General features: G+C 74.8%; 18 protein-coding genes. 13 read left to right on the top strand and 5 right to left on the bottom strand.

The annotated features are described in order from the left end of the window. The first annotated feature begins 31 nt into the window (after positions 1-31). From Aru02nite_RS30625 to Aru02nite_RS30610, 4 genes are all read left to right on the top strand, one after another. Complete coding sequence (locus Aru02nite_RS30625; protein WP_203663516.1) at positions 32-1,204, top strand: DUF4185 domain-containing protein; 1,173 nt, start codon at positions 32-34, stop codon at positions 1,202-1,204. Between the two features lie 155 nt (positions 1,205-1,359). Further along, positions 1,360-2,022 (top strand): hypothetical protein, encoded by a 663-nt coding sequence (locus Aru02nite_RS30620; RefSeq protein WP_203663515.1) that lies wholly within the window; start codon positions 1,360-1,362, stop codon positions 2,020-2,022. After that, the gene (locus tag Aru02nite_RS30615; RefSeq protein ID WP_203663514.1) at positions 2,015-3,295 is read left to right on the top strand and encodes a hypothetical protein; all 1,281 of its coding nucleotides are present in this window, start codon (positions 2,015-2,017) and stop codon (positions 3,293-3,295) included. Before Aru02nite_RS30620 ends, Aru02nite_RS30615 begins: the two co-directional genes overlap by 8 nt. Before the next feature lie 116 nt (positions 3,296-3,411). Next, on the top strand, positions 3,412-4,566 hold the full coding sequence (locus Aru02nite_RS30610; protein WP_203663513.1) for a S8 family serine peptidase: 1,155 nt from the start codon (positions 3,412-3,414) through the stop codon (positions 4,564-4,566). Positions 4,567-4,725: 159 nt separating this feature from the next. Here Aru02nite_RS30610 and Aru02nite_RS30605 read toward each other — a convergent pair whose 3' ends face one another. Both Aru02nite_RS30605 and Aru02nite_RS30600 read right to left on the bottom strand, forming a co-directional pair. Further along, complete coding sequence (locus tag Aru02nite_RS30605; RefSeq protein ID WP_203663512.1) at positions 4,726-5,505, bottom strand: ABC transporter permease subunit; 780 nt, start codon at positions 5,503-5,505, stop codon at positions 4,726-4,728. Next, on the bottom strand, positions 5,502-6,404 hold the full coding sequence (locus Aru02nite_RS30600; protein WP_203663511.1) for an ABC transporter ATP-binding protein: 903 nt from the start codon (positions 6,402-6,404) through the stop codon (positions 5,502-5,504). Before Aru02nite_RS30600 ends, Aru02nite_RS30605 begins: the two co-directional genes overlap by 4 nt. 125 nt (positions 6,405-6,529) lie before the next feature. Between Aru02nite_RS30600 and Aru02nite_RS30595 the strand changes: the two genes are divergently transcribed. Both Aru02nite_RS30595 and Aru02nite_RS30590 read left to right on the top strand, forming a co-directional pair. Continuing rightward, positions 6,530-7,687 carry a sensor histidine kinase gene (locus Aru02nite_RS30595; RefSeq protein ID WP_203663510.1) on the top strand — a complete coding sequence of 386 codons (1,158 nt, stop codon included), beginning with the start codon at positions 6,530-6,532 and terminating at the stop codon, positions 7,685-7,687. Beyond that, positions 7,684-8,367, top strand: a complete 684-nt coding sequence (locus Aru02nite_RS30590; protein ID WP_203663508.1) for a response regulator — start codon at positions 7,684-7,686, stop codon at positions 8,365-8,367. The genes Aru02nite_RS30595 and Aru02nite_RS30590 overlap by 4 nt, the downstream gene beginning before the upstream one ends. A gap of 56 nt (positions 8,368-8,423) precedes the next feature. On the opposite strand, the gene Aru02nite_RS30585 is transcribed toward Aru02nite_RS30590, so the two are convergent. Continuing rightward, positions 8,424-9,875, bottom strand: coding sequence for an alpha/beta hydrolase (locus Aru02nite_RS30585; protein WP_203663506.1), 1,452 nt, complete (start codon positions 9,873-9,875; stop codon positions 8,424-8,426). 115 nt (positions 9,876-9,990) lie between these two features. On the opposite strand from Aru02nite_RS30585, the gene Aru02nite_RS30580 reads away from it, so the two are divergent. Then, positions 9,991-10,395, top strand: a complete 405-nt coding sequence (locus tag Aru02nite_RS30580; RefSeq protein ID WP_203663504.1) for a hypothetical protein — start codon at positions 9,991-9,993, stop codon at positions 10,393-10,395. Positions 10,396-10,452: 57 nt separating this feature from the next. Continuing rightward, on the top strand, positions 10,453-11,544 hold the full coding sequence (locus Aru02nite_RS30575; protein ID WP_203663502.1) for a cytochrome P450 family protein: 1,092 nt from the start codon (positions 10,453-10,455) through the stop codon (positions 11,542-11,544). A 24-nt stretch (positions 11,545-11,568) separates the two neighbouring features. On the opposite strand, the gene Aru02nite_RS30570 is transcribed toward Aru02nite_RS30575, so the two are convergent. Next, positions 11,569-12,108 carry a DinB family protein gene (locus tag Aru02nite_RS30570; protein ID WP_203663500.1) on the bottom strand — a complete coding sequence of 180 codons (540 nt, stop codon included), beginning with the start codon at positions 12,106-12,108 and terminating at the stop codon, positions 11,569-11,571. 242 nt (positions 12,109-12,350) lie between these two features. Here Aru02nite_RS30570 and Aru02nite_RS30565 point away from each other — a divergent pair, with 242 nt between their 5' ends. Then, positions 12,351-13,130 carry a peptidylprolyl isomerase gene (locus Aru02nite_RS30565; RefSeq protein ID WP_203663498.1) on the top strand — a complete coding sequence of 260 codons (780 nt, stop codon included), beginning with the start codon at positions 12,351-12,353 and terminating at the stop codon, positions 13,128-13,130. Positions 13,131-13,170: 40 nt separating this feature from the next. Further along, entirely contained in the window at positions 13,171-14,301 is a 1,131-nt protein-coding gene (locus tag Aru02nite_RS30560; protein ID WP_203663496.1) for a hypothetical protein, read from the top strand. Between the two features lie 4 nt (positions 14,302-14,305). On the opposite strand, the gene Aru02nite_RS30555 is transcribed toward Aru02nite_RS30560, so the two are convergent. After that, a complete protein-coding gene (locus Aru02nite_RS30555; RefSeq protein ID WP_203663494.1) occupies positions 14,306-15,007 on the bottom strand; it encodes a ThuA domain-containing protein in 702 nt (233 codons plus the stop codon). Between the two features lie 213 nt (positions 15,008-15,220). On the opposite strand from Aru02nite_RS30555, the gene Aru02nite_RS30550 reads away from it, so the two are divergent. The 3 genes from Aru02nite_RS30550 to Aru02nite_RS30540 are packed head-to-tail and all read left to right on the top strand — an operon-like array spanning position 15,221 to position 18,998. Beyond that, positions 15,221-16,270, top strand: a complete 1,050-nt coding sequence (locus Aru02nite_RS30550) for a hypothetical protein (protein ID WP_203663492.1) — start codon at positions 15,221-15,223, stop codon at positions 16,268-16,270. Beyond that, positions 16,267-17,688, top strand: a complete 1,422-nt coding sequence (locus Aru02nite_RS30545; protein WP_203663491.1) for a serine/threonine-protein kinase — start codon at positions 16,267-16,269, stop codon at positions 17,686-17,688. Before Aru02nite_RS30550 ends, Aru02nite_RS30545 begins: the two co-directional genes overlap by 4 nt. Continuing rightward, positions 17,664-18,998 carry an AAA family ATPase gene (locus Aru02nite_RS30540; RefSeq protein WP_239077051.1) on the top strand — a complete coding sequence of 445 codons (1,335 nt, stop codon included), beginning with the start codon at positions 17,664-17,666 and terminating at the stop codon, positions 18,996-18,998. Before Aru02nite_RS30545 ends, Aru02nite_RS30540 begins: the two co-directional genes overlap by 25 nt. Positions 18,999-19,047 lie beyond the last annotated feature (49 nt).

Genomic DNA, 19,047 nt, shown 5'->3' with positions numbered 1-19,047 from the left:
ATCCGTTGGTACGACTGAGAGGCACACGACCATGACCCTGTTCCCCCGCGGGCGGCACGCCACGACGGCGAAGCCCGGCGCGCACGCCGCGGACACACCGGCGGACATGTCCCGCCGCGGCCTGTTCAAGCTCGGTGTCGGGGTCGCGGTCGGGGCGGCGGTCGTCGGGACCGGCTCGGTGGCGGCGATCGCCGGTTCGCCCGGCGACCCGTCGAGTCCCACCCTCGCCACGAAGATCAAGAACCTGAGCGGTCCGGCGGAGACCGGCCCGTTCGCGTCGCCGTGGACGGACCTGGGCATCCCCGTACGCTGCCCGGACGGCACGATGCTGTTCGTCGGCGGCGACACGTTCAACGGCGACCACGTACCCAATCCGGGCGAGGCGCCGGACGACTGGCGGGCGCCGGTCGGGCTGCGGTCCGGCAGTGCCGACCTGAACAACCTGCACATCGACGGCAGCGTCGGCGGCGGCCACGCGAACGCGCTGGTCGACGAGCCGCACAACCCGGTCGGCGACAAGGCCACCACGGCCATCCCGTCCGACGTGTTCGTCGTCGACGGCGTCATGTACATGCACCTCATGCGCGGCGTCATCTACGACACCCACCACACCGACTTCTGGCGCTCCACCGACAACGGCGAGACCTGGGAGTACCTGTGCCAGTGGCCGGGTGACCTGCACGGCGGCCAGTTCCAGCAGAAGACGTACGCGGTCGCCGAGGGCGACTACTGCTACGTGCTGTCCACCGTGTTCAACCGCGACATCGCCTCCGGCATGCTGCTGCACCGGGTACGCAAGGACAGCCTCGGCAACGCCGACGCGTACGAGCCCTGGGGGTACGCCGACGGCGGCTGGGACTGGGGCAAGCCGCCGACCACCGTGTTCGGCGTCCGCAAGTGGGGCGAGATCTGCTTCCGCGCGATGGACGGCAAGTACGCCTTGACGTGGCTGAACATGGAGCCGCTGGCCATCCGGGCGATGGTGTTCCCGCTGCCGACCTCGGACCTGACCCACACGCTGGAACAGACCATGATCCTGCCCGGCGCACCCGGCAAGGAGGTCGCCAACCTGGTCGCCAACCCGTACGGCGGGTTCATCGTGCCCGGCTCGACGTTCGGCAACTTCCACATCGTCGTCAGCCAGTGGTACGACAACACCAACTACCGCTTCATGCAGTACAAGGTCGACGGCATCGTGTCCTGACCCGTACGACGGCGAACGGCCGTGGGGCGCCTGGGGGCGTCCCGCGGCCGTTTCCGTGCCCCGACCCGGGAGTACGACGCGCGGGATCGCGCGGATTGTGGCGGCTCGATATCGTTCGCCGAGTAACTGGACGGTCGACGGAGCGGGGTGGCCCGGTGGAGGCGGCAGCGGACGGTGGCCCGGCGAACCCGCCGGCACACCCGATCGACCTGGAGGGCTCCACGCTGGGCGATCCCCGCGCGGACCTGACGCACGGCGTCGACGGACGGCCGCTGCACGCGGACGCGCGGCACCTGGCCGACGTGGCGAAGGAGCTGTACAGCCTGGCGAGCTACCTCGACGGCGACCTGACCACGGCGGCGAAGGACATCCGCTCGGCCACCCGGGTCAGCGCCGCCGAGGCCCGGGACCACCACGCCGGCGGCGCCATGAACGACTGGACCAACCCGTCCGGCCGCTTCGCCGACGCCGACACCCTCTGGCACCGGTACGGGGCGGGCGCGGCCGCGGCGGAGGAGTTCAGCGTGCGGCTGCACCGGGCGATCGCCGACCTGGCGGAGGGCACCCGCACCATCGCCGAGCGGTACGCCACGGCCGAGCGCCGCAACTCGCTGCTCGCCGAGCAGGTCGAGAACCTGCTCACGTCGAGCGCGGCGGGCACCGACTCCGACACCGCGGCACCACCCGGCCACGCCGGGGATTCCGTGCCGGACAAGGGAAGCGGCACCGACGGCGGCACCGGCGCGGGTACCGGCAGCGCGCCGGCGCGCGGCCCGGCGGCATCCGGCGGGTACGGGGGAGGCGGGGCCGATGAGTGAGGTCGCGAAGGACTTCACCTGGGAGGCCATCATCCGGGCGGTCACCATGGCCGGCCGCCCCGACCAGGTCTGGAACCTCCAACTCAAGTGGCACACGTACTTCCAGATCCTCGACACCGCGTCCCGCACCCTGCGCGACCTGAAGGCCCGGATCGGCGAGAAGGACTGGTCGGGGGCGGGCGCCGACGCGTACCGCGGGCACTACGAGTCGCTCGTCAAACAGATCGACGACTTCTACGCGCGGATGTCCACCATGATCCACCTGTCCGGCGACACCGGCACCGCCCTCGCCACCGCCATCGCCTCGATCCCGCTGCCCGACATGGGCGACGTCCACAACCTCGGCATGCACGGCATCCGGTACGAGGACGCGCAGACCGGCAACCAGGTGCAGTACCACTTCTTCCGTACCCACCGGGATCGCTACGCGGACAACGGATTCCGCGACTACGTGGGGCACCGCATCGCCGCCGCGTACCCGGACGCCACCGGCCGTACCGTCGACGCCACCGCCAACCGCAAGGCCGCCCAGGCCAACCTCGACGCCGACCGCTGGTACGACGAGGGCACCAACCGCGCCCGCGCCGCCTTCGACACCCTGCTCGCCGCGTACGCCGAACAACACGCCGCCATCCCCACGTACGACGAGGCGCCCACGCTGGATCCGCGCACCCGGACGGACTACGGGAGCGACGGGGGCGGCAGCGGAAGCGGCGGGTATGGCGGCGTGGACAGCCGTGGCCCAAGCGTCGGTTCACCACCGCCGCCGAAGACGGGCGCCGGATACGGTACGACCGGATTCGCGTCGCACAACGGCGCCGGATCACCCGCGGCCGCGGTCGAACCGTCGCAATGGAACCGGTCGTCGGGGACGAGCCTGGCGGGCGCTGGCCATCCCGGGTCTGCGGGAGCGACTCCGGCCGTGGACGCCGGTATCGGCGGGGGCGTGGGTGGCGCGGGTTTCGGTGGCGGCGCAGGGATTGGTGGTGGCGCAGGGATTGGCGGTGGCGCGGCCGGATTCGGACCGACGGGCTACAGTGCCGGCGCGAGTGGCTACCGCGGTGCCGATGCGACGGAACCTCGGGGTCCGCAACGTGCGGCCGGCGTTGGATCCGGCCGCGGCGGCGCGAGCGGGCCTGCGGGCGACACCTATGGCGGAGTGTCGCCCGGCGGTGCGGGCGGGAAACAGGACGGCGAGGAGCGTCAGACCTGGTTGATCGAGGACGATGACGTGTGGTCGGTGCCGCTCGGCCCGCCCCCGGTCATCGAGTAGCGCGGAACGGAGCAGGCGTGGCAACACACACCCGATGGGTACGCCGGGCGGCGGCAGTACTCGCCATCGGTGTCCTCGCGGCTGTCGCCGCGCCCGGTGCGGCACAGGCGCAGACCGTGCGGGAAGCGCAGTGGTACCTGGGTTTCCTGGACGTTCCGCAGGCGCAGGAAATCAGCAACGGCTCGGGAGTCACGGTTGCCGTTGTCGACACGGGAGTCGATGCCACCCATCCAGACCTGGCCGGACATGTTCTCGCCGGGCGATCGTTCGGGAAGTTTGCCGGGATGCCGGCGACGCAAGACGCCAGCGGTCACGGAACCAGCATGGCCGGGATCATCGCCGCTCAAGGCGGGGGTGAGGATCGCACACTCGGCGTTGCGCCAGGTGTCAAGGTCCTGCCGGTTCGCGTCGCGAGCAACGGCGACAACGTCAGCCCCGACGCCGCGGCGGACGGCATCCGGTGGGCAGTCGACCAACACGCCGAGGTGATCAACCTGTCGTTCGGCAACAACGAGTCGACGCCGGCACTGGTCTCCGCGATCCATTACGCAGAGGTCCACGACGTCGTCGTTGTCGGCGCGGCAGGCAACACCGATGTCGGCATCGACAGCATCGGGGCACCCGGTCGGCTGAAGGGAGTCCTCAACGCCACAGGTGTCGACGCGTCCGGGCGGTTCTGGAACGGCTCGGCGCAAGGAAAGTACGCGACGCTTTCGGCGCCCGCGGTGAAGATCCCCGCTGCGACGTTCGTCAAGTCGGGCGAGTCGAACTACAGCGAAGGCTCCGGCACCAGCAATGCTGCTGCCATTGTGAGTGGGGTGGCGGCGCTGGTGCGGGCGAAGTACCCGGAACTGAACGCGTCGAACGTGATCAACCGGATCATCAAGACGGCGACGGACCGGGGCCCGGCGGGCTGGGATCCGCAGTACGGCTTCGGGATCGTGAATCCGGTGGCGGCGCTGACGGCGGACGTACCGCGGGTGGGCCGGGATCCGTTGGGCGGGCCGGTGCCGGATCCGCTGGCGTCGTCGCCGGCCCCGGACGGCGGTGCCACCGGAGATGGCTCAACCACACCGAACGCGGCCGCCGGGCGTACCGGTGGGCTGAGCGGTGCGGCGCTCGCGGGTGTGGTGGGTGGTGGGCTGGTCCTCGCGGTGGCCGTCGTGGTCCTGGTCGTACGGTCGCGTCGGCCGGAACCGGCGCAGCGGCCGGCTCCGTGGCCGGGCGGCCCGTCCGTGGGCGCGCCTCCGCCGCCACCTCGCCGCGACTGACTCCGCTGACACAACGCACCCGCATCGTGGCGTGACTGCCGATCGCGGCGGCGCGCCCACGTCGCCCGGGGGTACCGGGAAGATGGTGCGGGGCAACCGGATCCCGCGCGCGGTGACCCGCGGCGACGCCCTGCCGCCTCGGCGTGCGTGCGCCCGTGGTCACACGTCGCGGCGGTGCAGGAGGAGGGCGGCGGCGGCGAGCGGGAGCAGGGCGTACGCGAGGAGCGCGGCGAGGGCGGCGGGCGGTGCGAGGGCGGCGCCGTACACGGAGTTGTGGTTGTCGAGGCCGACGAGTTGTTGGGGCAGGGCGTCGAGGACGAGGGAGCTGGCCCAGCGGCCGGCGGGGTCGGGCAGGTGCCAGACGACCATCGGGATGATGTGGACGATGCCGACGAGTGCGGCGACGGCGCCGACGGTGGAGCGGAGTACGGCGCCGAGGCCGAGGCCGAGGAGGGCGGCGGTCACCGCCGCGCCGGCGTACGCGAGAAGCAGTGGGGTGTCGTGCATCGCGGGGCCGGTGAGGCCGGCGATGTGCCGGTCGCCGACGAGGGCGCGTGCGCCGAGTGTGGTGCAGGTGACGCAGGCGAGGCCGAGGACGAGGGCGACGGCGGCGACGGTGCCGGCCTTGGCGGCGAGTACGGTGCCGCGCCGGGGTACGGCGGTGAGGGTGCCGCGCAGCGTGCCGCGACCGTACTCGCCGGCGAGGGCGAGGACGCCGAGGATGCCGAGGCAGGTCTCGACGACCGGCTGGATCAGCGGGGTGGGCGGCGCGACGGCGAGGTGGGCGCGGCGCGCGGCGGGCAGGGTGTCCCACAGGTGCGCGGCGTACCAGGAGAGGAGCAGTCCGCCGGCGGTGGCGAGCGCGACCACGCCGACGAGGTACCAGGTGGACCGCAGGGAGCGGAGCTTCAGCCACTCCGCGGACAGGGCGCCGGTCATGTGCCGCTCCGGTGTTCGACGGTGCCGGCGGTGAGCGCCAGGTACGCGTCTTCGAGGGACGCGCGGCGGCGGGCGACGCCGTACAGGGGGATGGTGTGGCGGGCGGCGAGTTCGCCGATGTCGGTCTCGGTGAGGCCGGTGACGAGCAGGCCGCCGTGCGGACCGGGGGCCACCGTGGCGCGTTCGGCGCGCAGCAGGGCGGCGAGCCGGGCGTCGTCGGCGGACCGGACGACCACGCCACGGTCGTACCGTGCCACCAGCTCCGGTACGGACGTGTCGGCGACGAGGCGGCCGCGGCCGATGACGACCAGCCGGTCGGCGGTGAGTTCCATCTCGCTCATCAGGTGGCTGGACACCAGGACGGTGCGGCCCTCGGCGGCCAGCGACCGCAGCAGGTCCCGGATCCATCGCACGCCGTCCGGGTCGAGGCCGTTGACGGGCTCGTCGAGCAGCAGTACGCCGGGGTCGCCGAGCAGCGCCGCCGCCAGCCCCAGCCGCTGCTTCATGCCGAGCGAGAAGCCGCCCACCCGGCGGCGGGCGACGCCGGCCAGGCCGACCCGGTCGAGTACCTCGGTGGCGCGGCGGTCGGGGATGCGGTTGCTGCGGGCCAGCGCGCGCAGGTGGTCGCGGGCAGTCCGGCCCGGGTGCGCGGCGTCCGGGTCGAGCAGCGCGCCGACCTGGTGCAGCGGATGCTTGAGCGTGGCGTACCGGCGGCCGGTGACGAGCGCGGTGCCGCGGTCCGGGGTGGCCAGGCCGAGCAGCAGGCGCATCGTGGTGGACTTGCCGGCGCCGTTCGGGCCCAGGAAGCCCGTCACGGTGCCGGGTTCGACGCGGAACGACAGGCTGTCGACGGCGTTGCGCCCGCCGTACCGTTTGGTCAGGTCCCGGATCTCGATCATGCCGGCGATGGTGTCGCGGGACGGTGGCCGGGCGGATCGGAGCGGGGGACGACCCCGCCTACTCCCACGGTCCGTCGTCCCCAGGTCCGATCCCGGCACCGTCCCCCGCTGGTACGTTCCGGGACGTGGATGAGCGGGAGCCGCGGTCGCTTCTCCGGCGGCGGCTGTCGCGTACGGAGCTGATCCTGCTGGACGTTGCGGCGGCGCTGGCGTACACGGTGGTGGTGGTGTTGCCGGCGTTCGGGCCGTCGCCGCCGGGGCCGGTGTGGGCGGTGTGTCTGGTGGCGGCCGGCGCGGGCCTGCCGGTCGCGCTGCGCCGGCTGTTCCCGTTGCCGGTGTTCGTACTGGTGTGCACGGTGTCGGTGGTGGGCGCGGGGCTGGGGCTGCTCGGGGATCCGTTGCTGGCGGCGGCGTTCGCCGTGTACCCGGTGGCGGTGGCGCGGCCACGTCGGCGCCGGGAGCCGACCGTGGTGATCGGCGTGCTCAGCGGCCTTCTCGTACTCGTGGCCGTGGTGAGCGGTCCGGCGACGGCCGGCGGGCCGGGCATCCTGGTCGCGGGCTGCGCGCTGCTGGGCTGTTCGTGGACGATCGGCCGGGCGGTACGCGAGCGTCGTGCCGCGTCGGCGGTCGCCGCGGAGCGGCTCGCCGAGCGGGCGGCGGCGGAGGAGCGGCTGCGGATCGCCCGGGAGCTGCACGACGTGGTGTCGCACACGTTGAGCCTGATCGGGGTGAAGGCGGCGGTGGCGAACCACGTCGCGGACAGCCGTCCCGACGAGGTACGCGACGCGCTCCGGGTCATCGAGTCGACCAGCGGTCAGGCACTGACGGAGATGCGGCACATGCTGGGCCTGTTGCGCTCGCCGGAGTCGCCGGACGAGCCGCGCCCGGTGCCGGGCCTCGCCGGCCTGGACGCCCTGGCGGCGGGCGCCACCGACGCCGGTGTCACCGTCGAGACGACGGTACGTGGCACGGACGGGTTGCCCGGTGACGTCGCGCGCGCCGTGTACCGGATCGTGCAGGAGGCCGTGACCAACGTGGTACGGCACGCCGCGCCGGCCCGGTGCACGGTGCTCGTGGCGGCCACCGCCGACGGCGTACGGGTGGAGGTGGCCGACGACGGCACCCGCCCGGTACGTACCGGTCACCGGCCCGGCCACGGCCTGCTCGGGATGCGCGAACGGGTCGCCATGCACGGTGGCACGATGACCGCGGGCCCCCGGCCGGGCGGCGGCTTCACCGTCACCGCCCACCTTCCGGTACCGGCGGCGGAGGGGGCGCGGTGACCGACGGCCGGACGACCGTACTGGTCGCCGACGACCAGGACCTGGTGCGCGGCAGCTTCCGGGTACTGCTGGACACCGCGCCGGACCTGGTCACCGTCGGCGAGGCCGGCACCGGCACCGAGGCGGTACGGCTGGCGGCCGAGCTGCGTCCCGACGTGGTGCTGATGGACGTGCAGATGCCGGAGATGGACGGCATCGAGGCCACCCGCCGCATCTGCGCCGCGCCGGACGGTACGAGCCGGGTGCTCATCCTCACCACGTTCGACCTCGACGACTACGTGTACGCGGGGCTGCGCGCGGGCGCGAGCGGCTTCCTGCTCAAGAACACGCCGCCGGCCGACCTGCTCGACGCGGTACGCGTGGTCGCGGCGGGTGAGGCGCTGCTGGCGCCGACGGTGACGCGCCGGCTGATCGCGGAGTTCGTGGCGCGGCCCCGGCCGGCCGCCGCGGCGTCGACCAGCCTGGCCGCCCTCACCGCCCGGGAACGCGACGTGCTGACGCTCATCACCCGCGGCCTGTCCAACGCCGAGATCGCCGCGCACCTGTTCCTCAGCCCGGCGACGGTGAAGACGCACATCGGCCGGCTGTTCGACAAGCTCGGTGCCCGGGACCGCGCCCAGCTCGTCATCACCGGGTACGAGAGCGGTCTCGTCACGCCGGCCCGCCCGTCCGAGGGCTGATCGCCTGCGGTTGAGCCGAAATACGGCCCGGCCGCGGTGACCGGGCCGTACCCGGGTCAGCAGGCGGTGCCGGGCGGGGGGACGGCGCCGGTGGTGAGGTACCGGTCGGCGTGCGCGACGACGCACGCGTTGCCGGTGGCGTACAGCTCGTGGCCGGGGCCGTCGTGCGTGACGGTGCCGCTGCCGGGTACCCGGTCGACGGCGCGGGCGGTCATGGCCGAGTCGCCCCAGGAACCGACGGCGAGCAGCGGCGGCAGGTCGCGCGGCAGCGCCCGGACCGGGTCGTCCACGCCGACGGGCCAGCCGACGCAGGCGAGCATCGAGGCGGCGAACGTGCCGCCGGCGCCGAAGTTCGGGTCCACCCGGGCGAGACCGTCCACTGTGGAGCGAAGGTCCGCGAAGTTCTTGGCGCGCGGCCATTCCCGGCAGTGCGACACCGGATAGCTCATCGACGGGTACGGGTGGGTCGGCGACTCGGCGAGCCCGGAGGCGTCGCCGTCGACGGCGTGGGCGATGTCGCGGGCGAGCGCCGGCCAGTCCGCCGGTCCGGCGGCGTGCAGCCGTTCCGCGCCCAGCATCCGCAGCGTCCAGCCGCCGAACGACGCGTGCACGTCGGGCGCCGGCACCGGCGTACGGTCGGCCCGCGCGGTCAGCGCCCGCCACACCGCCGGTACGTCCCGGCCGTGCAGGGCGCAGCCGGTGTCGGTGGCGCACCACGCGGCGAACCGGTCCATCCGCCGGCCGTTCTCCCGCGCCTGCGCGACCAGTTCCGCCGGGTACGGGTCGGTGTGGTTCGGCGTGCCGTCGAGCACCATGCCGCGCACCCGCTCCGGGTAGAGCCGCGCGTACGTCTGGCCGTAGACCCCGCCGTACGAGCCCATGTACAGGCTCATGCGCGGGACGCCGAGCGCGCGCCGGACCGCCTCCATGTCCCGGGCGTTCGCCGCCGCGTCCATGCGGTCGAACAGCTCCGGATCCCTGGTACGGCAGGCGTCCGCGGCGTCCCGGTTGCGTGCGGCGAGCCGCCGGAAGCCGGCCTCGTCGGTGGGGAGCGCCAGCGGGTCCGGGTTCGCGGGCAGCCCGGACAGGCACGAGAAGTCCAACGCGGGCGTACTCAGGCCGGGAAAGCCACGGGTGTCCCACGTGACGATGTCCATGTGGTGCCGGAGGCTCGCGAACGGCTGCGTACCGGGGGACAGCGAGCGGTCGCGCATCATCTCCACGTTCGGCGCGCCCGGCCCGCCGTAGTTGACCAGTACGGTGCCCTCGGCGGGGTGGCCGCCGTCCGCCCGGAGCCGGCCGAGTACCAGGGTCAGCTGGCGCCCGTCCGGCCGCGCCGGGTCCAGCGGTACCCGCAGGTCCGCGCACTCCATGCCGTCCGGGCCGCCGCCGCCCGGACACTCCCGCCAGGTCAGCGTTTCGGTCGCCGCCACCGGGGTCGCCGCGGCCGGTACCGCCGTCGCCGCCAGCGCCAGCGCGACCAGCGCCCGTCGTATCGCTCTCGTCATGCGCCCAGGCTCGCCCGCGCCGGTCCCGCGCACATCGGCCCACACTCCGACCCTCCGCGTACTCCCGTGGCACGACCCGTGGTTCCTGTCGTACCCGGGCTCTAGGGTGGCGGCCGTGGAGATCGAGGTACGCAGCCGGACGACCGGCGCAGACGACGACCTGCCCGCCGTACTGGTGCGGCTGGCGCACGAGCGGACCACCGCGCGGGACCTGATCCGCCGCGCCGTGACCGAACAGATCCACGAGCTGCGCGCCGACGCGGCCCGCTGCCGCCACGTCCTCGACCGGCAGTACCGGTCGGACGAGGAGGTCCGCGCGCGGGGCGCGGTGCGGGTGCCGCTGTTCGCGTCCGCGGAGCCGGATCCGACCGTGGAGGTGGAGCGGGCGTGGCGGGCGTTCACCCGCGGCACGTTCGCCATCTCGACCGGCGGTCGGCGGGTCACCGGACTGGACGAGGAGGTCGTGCTCGACCTCGCCGAGCCGGTCGTGTTCGTACGGCTGGCGCCGCCGGCCGGCTGACCGCGCCGGTGCCGCCCGGCTCGACGCCCGCACGTACCGGCCGGGGAGAATGGTCGGGTGCTGGCAGCCGGAAACGTGGTGCGGGAGGCCGGTCCGGTCCGGCGGGACGAGACGCCGGACGGGGCCGCGGTGTGGGTCGTCTCGCGGTATCGGGAGGTCCGGGAGGCGCTGGCCGATCCGCGGCTGTCGCTGGACAAGGCGCACTCGACCGGCGGGTACCGGGGGTTCTCGTTGCCGCCGGCGCTGGATGCGAACCTGCTGAACCTGGATCCGCCGGACCACACCCGGTTGCGTCGCCTCGCCGCCACCGCGTTCACCCGTACGCGGGTGGCGGCGTTGCGCGCGTCCACCGAGCGCGCCACCGACGCTCTGCTGTCCACAATGGACGGTGTGAACAGCGTCGATCTGATGGCCGCGCTGGCCGTACCGTTGCCGTTGACGGTGATCGGCGACCTGCTCGGCGTACCGGTCGAGGACCGGGCCCGGTTCCGCGCGTGGACCGACACGCTCGTCGCGCCGGACCCGGCCCGACCGGAGGCGACCCGGGCGGCGCTCGGCGGGATGCTGGCGTTCCTCACCGGGCTGATCGCCGCCAAGCGTGCCGCGCCCGCCGACGACCTGCTGTCCGGGCTGGTCGCCGCCCGCGACGCGGACGACCGGCTGAGCGAGGACGAGCTGCTGTCGCTGGCGTTCCTGCTGCTCTGGGCCGGGTACGAGAACTCGGTGCACCTGATCGGCAACGCCGTGCTGGACCGGCTCACCGGCCGTACCGGTGGCGGCGCGGCGCTGGAGGACCTGATCGCCGCCGCCGACCCGAACCCGTACGCGATCCGGCGGTTCCCGCTCGGCGACCTCCGGATCGGCGGCGTCGACATCCCCGCCGGCGACACCGTACTGCTCTGCATCGCCGCCGCCAACGGCGATCCCGCGCGCGGCGGCGACCCGCACCTCACGTTCGGGCACGGGTCGCACTACTGTCTCGGCGCGCCGCTGGCCCGGCTGGAGGCCGAGACCGTCCTCGGCCGCCTGCTGGCGCGCTTCCCGCACCTGCGCCTCGCCGTACCGGTCGGTGAGCTGCGCTGGCGTCCGTCGTGGCGCAGCCGCGGCCTGCTCGCGCTGCCCGTCCACCCCGGCCCCGCGGCCGGCTGACCGGTGCGTACCCGGGGGGGTGGGTCAGCCCATCGACTTCGCGCCGTCCAGCGACTCCCGGATGATGTCCGCGTGGCCGGCGTGCTGCGCCGTCTCCGCGACGATGTGCAGCAGCGTGCGCCGTACCGACCAGCGCTTGTTCGCCTCGAACCACGGCGCCGACGGCAGCGGGTGCGACGCGTCCAGGTCGACCGTCGCCACCAGCTCGTCCGTACCGCGGGCCACCTCGGCGTAGGCGTCGAGTACGCCGGCCAGGGTTTCGCCGGGCAGCAGTCTGAAGCCGTTCGTCCGGGCTTCCCAGTCGGCCTCGGTCATGTTCTCGAAGTCGGCCGCCGGGGACGGGCCGTTGACGATGAAGTCCGCCCAGGTCCGTTCGACCTCGGTGACGTGCTTGATCAGGCCGCCCAGGCACAGCTCGCTGACCGTCGTACGCCGGGACGCCTGCTCGTCGGTCAGCCCGCGCGTCGTGTTCCGCAGGAAGAACCGGTGCTGCGTCAGCATCTCCAGCAGGTCCGCCCGCTCGCCGGTGACCGTCGCCGCTGTGGTCGTCGCCTCGGTGGTCATCGTTCTCGCCTTCCGCCGTTCCCGTTCCTCCGTCGGTACTGACGCTAGACGGCGTTGCGGTCGACTCCTGTCCGCAGCGCTGCCCCGCGTGCGGTGCGGTTCGACGCGTGCGGTGCGCGGCACGTGGATGGACGCCGCGGGATCCGTTGCAGGACAAGGCGAAGAGCGTCACCGGGGGCCAGGTCGTCCGGCGACGGCCGGAGCGTTACGGCGGGGACGGGACGACCGGTACCGTTCCGGGCATGCATCCGTCGGAACCGTCAGGGCAGCAGCCGCCGTGGGACACGCCCCCGCCCGGGGTACCGCCGAAGCGGGCATGGATCGGGTGGCTGGTCGGCGCGTGCGCCGTGGTTCTCGTACTGTGCTGCGGCGGTGGCGGCCTGCTGGCGTACCACCACTGGTCGGCGGGCAGGTCGGCGGCCGGGTCGCCGAGCGGGTCGGGCGCGCCCCATGGCAGCGCGGCGGCCGGCGCCTGCCGGTACCGGTCGGACGGGCACAAGCCGGCGCGCGCGGTGTCGCCGCCCGACCCGACGTCGGCGCTCCCGACAACGGCCGTACTGACCACGAACCGTGGCACGATCACGATCCGGCTCGCCGCCGACAAGGCGCCGTGCACGGTGCGGAGCCTGGCCAGCCTGGCGAAGCAGAAGTTCTACGACGGCTCGCCGTGCCACCGCCTCACCACCCGGGCGCTGTGGGTGTTGCAGTGCGGTGACCCGTCGGGCACCGGCTCCGGCGGCCCCGGGTACACGGTGCCGGACGAGAACCTGCCGACCGGCGCGACCCACCCGTACCCACGGGGGACGGTGGCGATGGCGAACACTGGCAGCCCCGGCAGCGGCGGCAGCCAGTTCTTCATCTGCTACCAGGACGACACGATCCCGCCGTCGTACGCGGTGCTCGGGACGGTGACCGGTGGGCTGTCCGTCGTGGACAAGGTGGCGGCCGCCGGTGTCGACGGCCCGAACGGTGACGGGGAGCCGAAACTCCCCGTCACCATCACGACGTTCACCACCCGCTGACGGGACCGCACCACCCGCGCGCGCCGGCTAGCGTGGACGCATGCGGGTGGTCGCGGGGGCGCTGGCGGTACTGGTCGCGGCGGGGCTCGGCGGCGACGCGGTGGCGGGGCCGCAGCCGCGGTGGTCGGCGGTACGGCTGGCCGGTGCGGGCGTGGCGGTGCGGGACGTGCTGCGCTGCGGCGGCCGGTGGTACGTGCTGGGGCTGGTACGCGGCGCGCCGGGGGTGTGGCGCAGTGCGGACGGCGTGGCGTGGCGCCGGGCGCGGACCGCGGCGGTCACCTACTACGGCCACCGCCAGGCGCTGTACGCGGGCGGTTGTCACCGCGGGCGGCTGGTGGCGTTGGGCGCGCAGGTGGGCGGCGCGCACGGCAACCCCCGCACCAGCTCGTGGTACGAGCGGACCGACGGTACGGTCGCCGAGGTACTCGGCGCGGTCGAGCTGTACGGCGGGCCGCGGTCGGTGGGGGTGAGCCGGATCGCCGGTGGCGCAACGGGTTCCGTGGTCGTGGGGGACTGGCTGGGCTCGTCCGGCCGGGTCGGCGGCGCGGTGTGGTGGGCGCGCGGCGCGGCCGGGTTCGGGCGGCTGCCGGACAGTGCGGCGGTGGCAGGCGGGCCGGGCGAGCAGACGACGACCGCGGACGTGACGGCGGTCCCGGGCGGCTGGCTGGCCGTGGGCAGCCGGTACGTGCTGGCCGGGCCGGCGCTGCGCCGCGAGCCGGTGGCCTGGTACTCGGCCGACGGGCGTACGTGGCGGCGGGAGCGGGTCGTGGCGCCGGACGGCCGGCAGTCGTTGGAACGCGTGGTGCCGACGGTCCGCGGTGCGGTGGCGGTCGGCGCGGACGGCGACCGGTACGCCGCGTGGCGACGGGAATCCGGTGGCTGGCAACGGATCGGCGGGTTCGGCGCGGGCGGCGAGCACGGCACCGCCGGCGTACGGTCGCTGGCGGCGCTGCCCGGCGGCGGACTGCTCGCGACCGTACCCGGGGAGGGTCGGATGGGTCTGTGGTGGTCGGCGGACGGCGCGCGGTGGAGCCGGATCGCCGTGCCCGCAACGGTGTCGGCCCGCGGCGAGACGCGCCTGCTGGCCGCCGGCGACGGGCGCGCCGTCGTGGTCGCCGCCGACGACGGCCACCGGGTACGGCTGTGGCAGGCCCCGCTGCCGGCGACGTGACCCGTCAGGCGGGGAACGGCGCGGTACCGGCGGCCATCCGCAGCGCGCCGTACAGGTGCCGCAGAAACGCGGGCTCCCGGTACGACTCGGCGGTGTGGCCGAGCGCGGTGTAGACCGAGCGACCGCCCGCGTACCGGTGGCACCAGGCGACCGGGTGGTCGGCACCCATCGCGCCGCCGCGGTAGCCGACCGGGTCGTAGGTCGCCTCGTCGACGGTGGCGAGCACGTGCACGGACCCGCGCGGGTTGGCGCGGAAGTTGTACCACTCGTCGGTGCGCGGCCACTCCCGCGGCAGCCCCTCGGTGGCGGCCGTGCCACCGTCCTCGATGCGTACGGTGCCGGGCTGGGTCGCCGGGTGGTCGTGGAACCGCGCCCCCACGAGCCCGCCGTACCAGGGCCACCGGTGTTCGGTGTCGGCGGCGGCGTGCACGCCGAGGTAGCCGCCACCGCCCTCGACGTACCGCTGGAAGGCGGTGCGTTGCGGCTCGTCGAGCACGTCGCCGGTGGTGGACAGCCACACGACCGCGGCGTACCGGGGGAGGGTGTCGTCGGTGAAGACGGCGCCGCACTCGGTGGCGTCGACGCCGAAGCCGTGCCGGTCGCCGAGCGCGCGGACCGCGGCGATGCCGGCGGGGATCGAGTCGTGCCGGAACCCGGTGGTCCGGCTGAACACCAGCACCTGGTACGCCTCGTCGGGCGTGGTCACGGTGCGGTCCGGCGGTGCGTGACGGCGGTCATCGGCCCCAGTATGCCGCCGCGGGCCGCGCGATGTCGCCCCGAGCGCTCGGGGTGGTCGGCCGGTCCCGGGTTGCAGAGCCGGGCGGAAAGTACCCTGCGGCGGTGGCCGGCTGCGGAGTGCGACGGGTCGCGGGCGCGGCAGCGGCGACGCTGTCGTACCTGGCCGGTACGGTCGTTTCTCGTGTACCCGACGAGTGACGAGCTGACCCGCTGGCGTGGTGGTTTCCCCCGGGCGGCGCTGACGCCGCGGCGGGTGGCGGGGCTGCTGGAGGTGCCGGGCTGCGCGCGCCGCGAGGCGTTGGACGTGGCCGAACTGCCGCTGGCGACGGTGGCGGGGCTGCTCGGCAGCCCGCCCGGCCACCGCAGCCCGTACGCGCACGCCCGGCGCCGCCAGTTCGAGACGGCCTGCACGGCGGACGGGTTGGCCGCGCTGCTCGACCCGGTGCGCGACACGCTGGGCGTACCGGTGGTGCGGGGTCGGGTGCGGGAGATCCCGGCGGGGCCGGACGAGGCGCGCGCGGAGGCGACGATCGCGGCGCTGGCCGACGCGCCGGCGGATGCGGTGACCCTGCTGCGGGGCCCGGTGCTGCCGTTGCGGCTGGGTGGGCGCGAGACGTACCTGTCGCCCGATTCGCTGATCGTGGCCGGTGCGGGGCCGCTGCACGTGGTGGAGCCGCGGCCGTTCCCGTGCGTGGACGGGGTGGCGGACCCGGCGCAGGTCGCGGCGGCCGCGCGACAGGTGGCGGTCACCGTACTGGCGCTGCGCGGGTTCGCGGACACGGCGACGCGCGCGGTGCTGGTACTGCCGGAGAACTTCTCGCTCCGGCCGACGGGCGCGGCGCTCGACGTCGCCCCGCAGGTACGCAGGCTGGCGGCGTTGCTGCCGACGCTGAGCGCGGCCGGGGTCGCCGACGCGCCGGCGCTGCCCGACCCGGACGCGGAGGACGCGGCGGCGCGGGTCGCCGAGTCGGTCGCCGCGCTGGGGCACCGGTTCGGCGACGGGTGTCTCGGCTGCGACCTGTTCGGGTTCTGCCGTTCGGAGCAGGACGAGCGCGGCACCGTCAGCCGGCTCGGTACCGCGGCGGCGAACGCCTGCGGCACCGTCGACACCGTCGCCGACGCCCTCGCGCTCGCCGACGGCGCCCGTGCCCCGGTGGGCCCGGCCGAGACCGCGCTCGCCGAGGGGCTGTCCCGCGCCGCCCGCGCCCTCGACCTCGTGGGTACGGCGTGAGCGAGCTGGCCACGTACCGGCGGTTGCGGGCGTACGAGGGGCGCCGGGCGGTGGCGGCGGCGAGCCGGTGCCATGCGTACCTGGCGGATGCGCCGCTGGTGGTGGTCGGCTACCACCTGGCCGGCGATCCCGGCGCCCCCGTCGCCCTGCGGTACGGGACGGCGCCCGACGCCTGGCGCACGGTGGTGATGGCGGAGCCGCGCAACCGGGACGTCCGGTTCGCCGCGCTGGCCGACTTCGCCACCGACCTGCTGGCGTACCTGGCGGGGTTCGCGGCGCGGGAGGAGGTGACGGTGCTGGACCGCCGGGGCGTACCGACGGGGACGGAGCAGGTGTGCCCGCGCGCGCCGCAGCTGCTCGTACCGAACCAGCCGACGGCGGCGTGGTTGTGCGACACGCTCGGCCGCTCGCTGCGCTACCTGCGCACCGACGGGGAGTACGCGGTGGACGGGGCGTTGCCGGCGGCGGGCGCGCACCTGAGCTTCCTGGCGGGTCGGCGGGTGCTGCCGGGTTCCGCGCTGGTGCTCGCCGCGGGCGGGCTGCTGACGACGCACTGGGTGACCGGGCAGCTGCCCGCCGAGGACGCCGACCTGCACGCCGCGCTGGGCTGGGTCGACCCGTCTGCCAGTACGGACGGGCCGGCGGCGGCGCGCGCCGGTGAGGCGTTGCCGGCCGCCGGCCCGGTGCCGGACCCGGAGTGGGACGCGGAGGTGCTCACCCCCGCGGTCGAGACGTACCACGCGGACGGGGACGCGGGGCCGTTGCGGGTGGCGGCGGAGGAGGCGCTGGCGCCCGCGTGGGAGGCGACCTGGCGGGTACGCGAGCTGGTCGGGGCGTTGCCGCCGGCCGCGCACGCCGAGCCGCGGTGGGAGTCGGACCGGCGCGCCTGGACGCACCACATGGACCGGGTCGACGCCGGGACCGCGCATTTCAGTACGCGGCTGGACCAGTTGCGGGCGTTCCGGTTCCTGGGGGAGTTGGAGGCGCGGACGGCCGCGCTGGAGCGGCAGATGGCGCTGGACGATCCGCTCGTGCTGGCCGGGTACGTGGCGTCCGGGGAGGCGCTGGCCGGTACGGTCGTCGGCCGGGACCACGAGCGGCGGGAGCTGTCCGCCCGCGGTACCAAGGTGTTGCGGCCGTTGCTGCGGATCCGGCCGGACCTGCCGTTCGACCGCCCGCCGGGTACGGAGCTGTGGGTGGCGGACCGGCCGGGCGTGCAGGTGCGGACGGGGGCGCCGGACGCGGACGGGGTGCTGGACTGCGTGGTGGTGAAGGGCATGGGGCGCAGGCCGGAGCATGCGGACGCGGCGTTGCCGCAGGTGGGGGCGGCGGTGGTGCTGGCGCCGTTCGGGCCGCAGCCGGTGTTCGGTGACACCCTGCCGGACGAGTTGCCGTGGACCCACCAGGGGCCGGCATGACCGCGGCCGCCGACCATGCCGCGGCCGTCGAGCAGACCTGGTCGTACGTCGACGGCGGCGCCCGCACGGTGGTGGTGGACTCGCCGCCGGGTGCGGGCAAGTCCACGCTGGTACGGCAGCTCACGCAGCGGCTGGTCGACGCCGGCGGCCAGGTGCCGATCATCACGCAGACGAACGACCAGGCCGACGATCTGGCCGCGTCGATCGCCGCCGCGGTGGCGCCCGCCGCGGTCGGTCGGCTGCACAGCGGCGAGTACCGCGCGCCCGAGGACGCCCCACCGACCATCGCGTACTCGACGCGCGCCGCGGATCTCGCCGCCTGTCCGGTACTGATCGCGACGGCGGCCAAGTGGGCGTTCGTGTCGGGCGACGACCACCACTTCGAGCTGGGCGTGGTGGACGAGGCGTACCAGATGTCGTCGGCGGCGCTGGTACGGGTGGCGGGGCTGTTCGACCGCCTGCTGCTGGTGGGTGATCCGGGGCAGCTGTCGCCGTTCACGGTCGCGGACGAGCACGTGCTGCGGTCGCTGGCGACCTGGCCGCTGGACACCGCCGCCGGTACGATCCTGCGCAACCATCCGGACACCCCGGTGGTGCCGCTGCCGGTGAGCTGGCGGCTGCCGCCGTCCGCCGCGTCCGTGGTGTCGGATGCCTTCTACACCAGGCCGTTCCGGGCCGGCAGCCCGCCGGGCGAGCGGGCGCTGCGGCTCCCGTCCGCCGGCACCGACGCCGTCGGGGCCGTACTGGCGACGGCGGCCGAGACCGGGTGGGGGTTGCTGGAGCTGCCGGAGGCGTACCTGCCGCGGACCGATCCGGAGTGCGTCGCCGCGATCGCCACGCTCGTCGGGCGGCTGCTCGGCGCCGGAGCGTCCACAGTGGACGGATCCGGTACCCGCGCGCTGACCCCGGCCGACGTCGCCGTCGGCGTCACCCACCGCGACCAGCGCGCGTACGTGCGGGGTGCCGTCGACGCAGCCCTTGCCGTACAAGGGATCCCGGCCGGCGCCGTCACCGTCGACACCGCCAACCGGTTGCAGGGCCGGCAGTACGAGGTGGTCGTGGCGTGGCACCCGCTGTCCGGGCGGCGCGACGCCTCCGCGTTCCACCTCGAAGCCGGACGGCTGTGCGTGCTCGCGTCACGGCACCGGCAGGCGTGCGTCGTCGTCGGACGCGGCGGCATCGCGGCGCAGCTCGCCGCGTACCCGGCGGACGAGCCGGTGTGGCTGGGGGCGGACACGCCGCAGGTCGACGGGTGGGCGGCGAACGTGGCGTTTCTCGACCACGTCGGCCGCGCTCGGGTGTCGCTCTGAGCCTCGGCGTTCCCTCGCGTACTCGCGGGCTGCGGGTGTTCGCCGCTGG

It is taken from the genome of Actinocatenispora rupis (assembly GCF_016861975.1).
Lineage (GTDB): Bacteria > Actinomycetota > Actinomycetes > Mycobacteriales > Micromonosporaceae > Actinocatenispora > Actinocatenispora rupis.
The sequence above is the reverse complement of the archived record's forward strand: the minus strand, read 5'-3'. Positions and strand labels throughout refer to the sequence as shown.

Coding starts and splice junctions, on each gene's coding strand:
- Aru02nite_RS30625 (WP_203663516.1), top strand. CDS start 32: ATGACCCTGTTCCCCCGCGGGCGGCACGCCACGACGGCGAAGCCCGGC.
- Aru02nite_RS30605 (WP_203663512.1), bottom strand. CDS start 5,505: ATGACCGGCGCCCTGTCCGCGGAGTGGCTGAAGCTCCGCTCCCTGCGG.
- Aru02nite_RS30565 (WP_203663498.1), top strand. CDS start 12,351: ATGCATCCGTCGGAACCGTCAGGGCAGCAGCCGCCGTGGGACACGCCC.
- Aru02nite_RS30600 (WP_203663511.1), bottom strand. CDS start 6,404: ATGATCGAGATCCGGGACCTGACCAAACGGTACGGCGGGCGCAACGCC.
- Aru02nite_RS30570 (WP_203663500.1), bottom strand. CDS start 12,108: ATGACCACCGAGGCGACGACCACAGCGGCGACGGTCACCGGCGAGCGG.
- Aru02nite_RS30560 (WP_203663496.1), top strand. CDS start 13,171: ATGCGGGTGGTCGCGGGGGCGCTGGCGGTACTGGTCGCGGCGGGGCTC.
- Aru02nite_RS30615 (WP_203663514.1), top strand. CDS start 2,015: ATGAGTGAGGTCGCGAAGGACTTCACCTGGGAGGCCATCATCCGGGCG.
- Aru02nite_RS30585 (WP_203663506.1), bottom strand. CDS start 9,875: ATGACGAGAGCGATACGACGGGCGCTGGTCGCGCTGGCGCTGGCGGCG.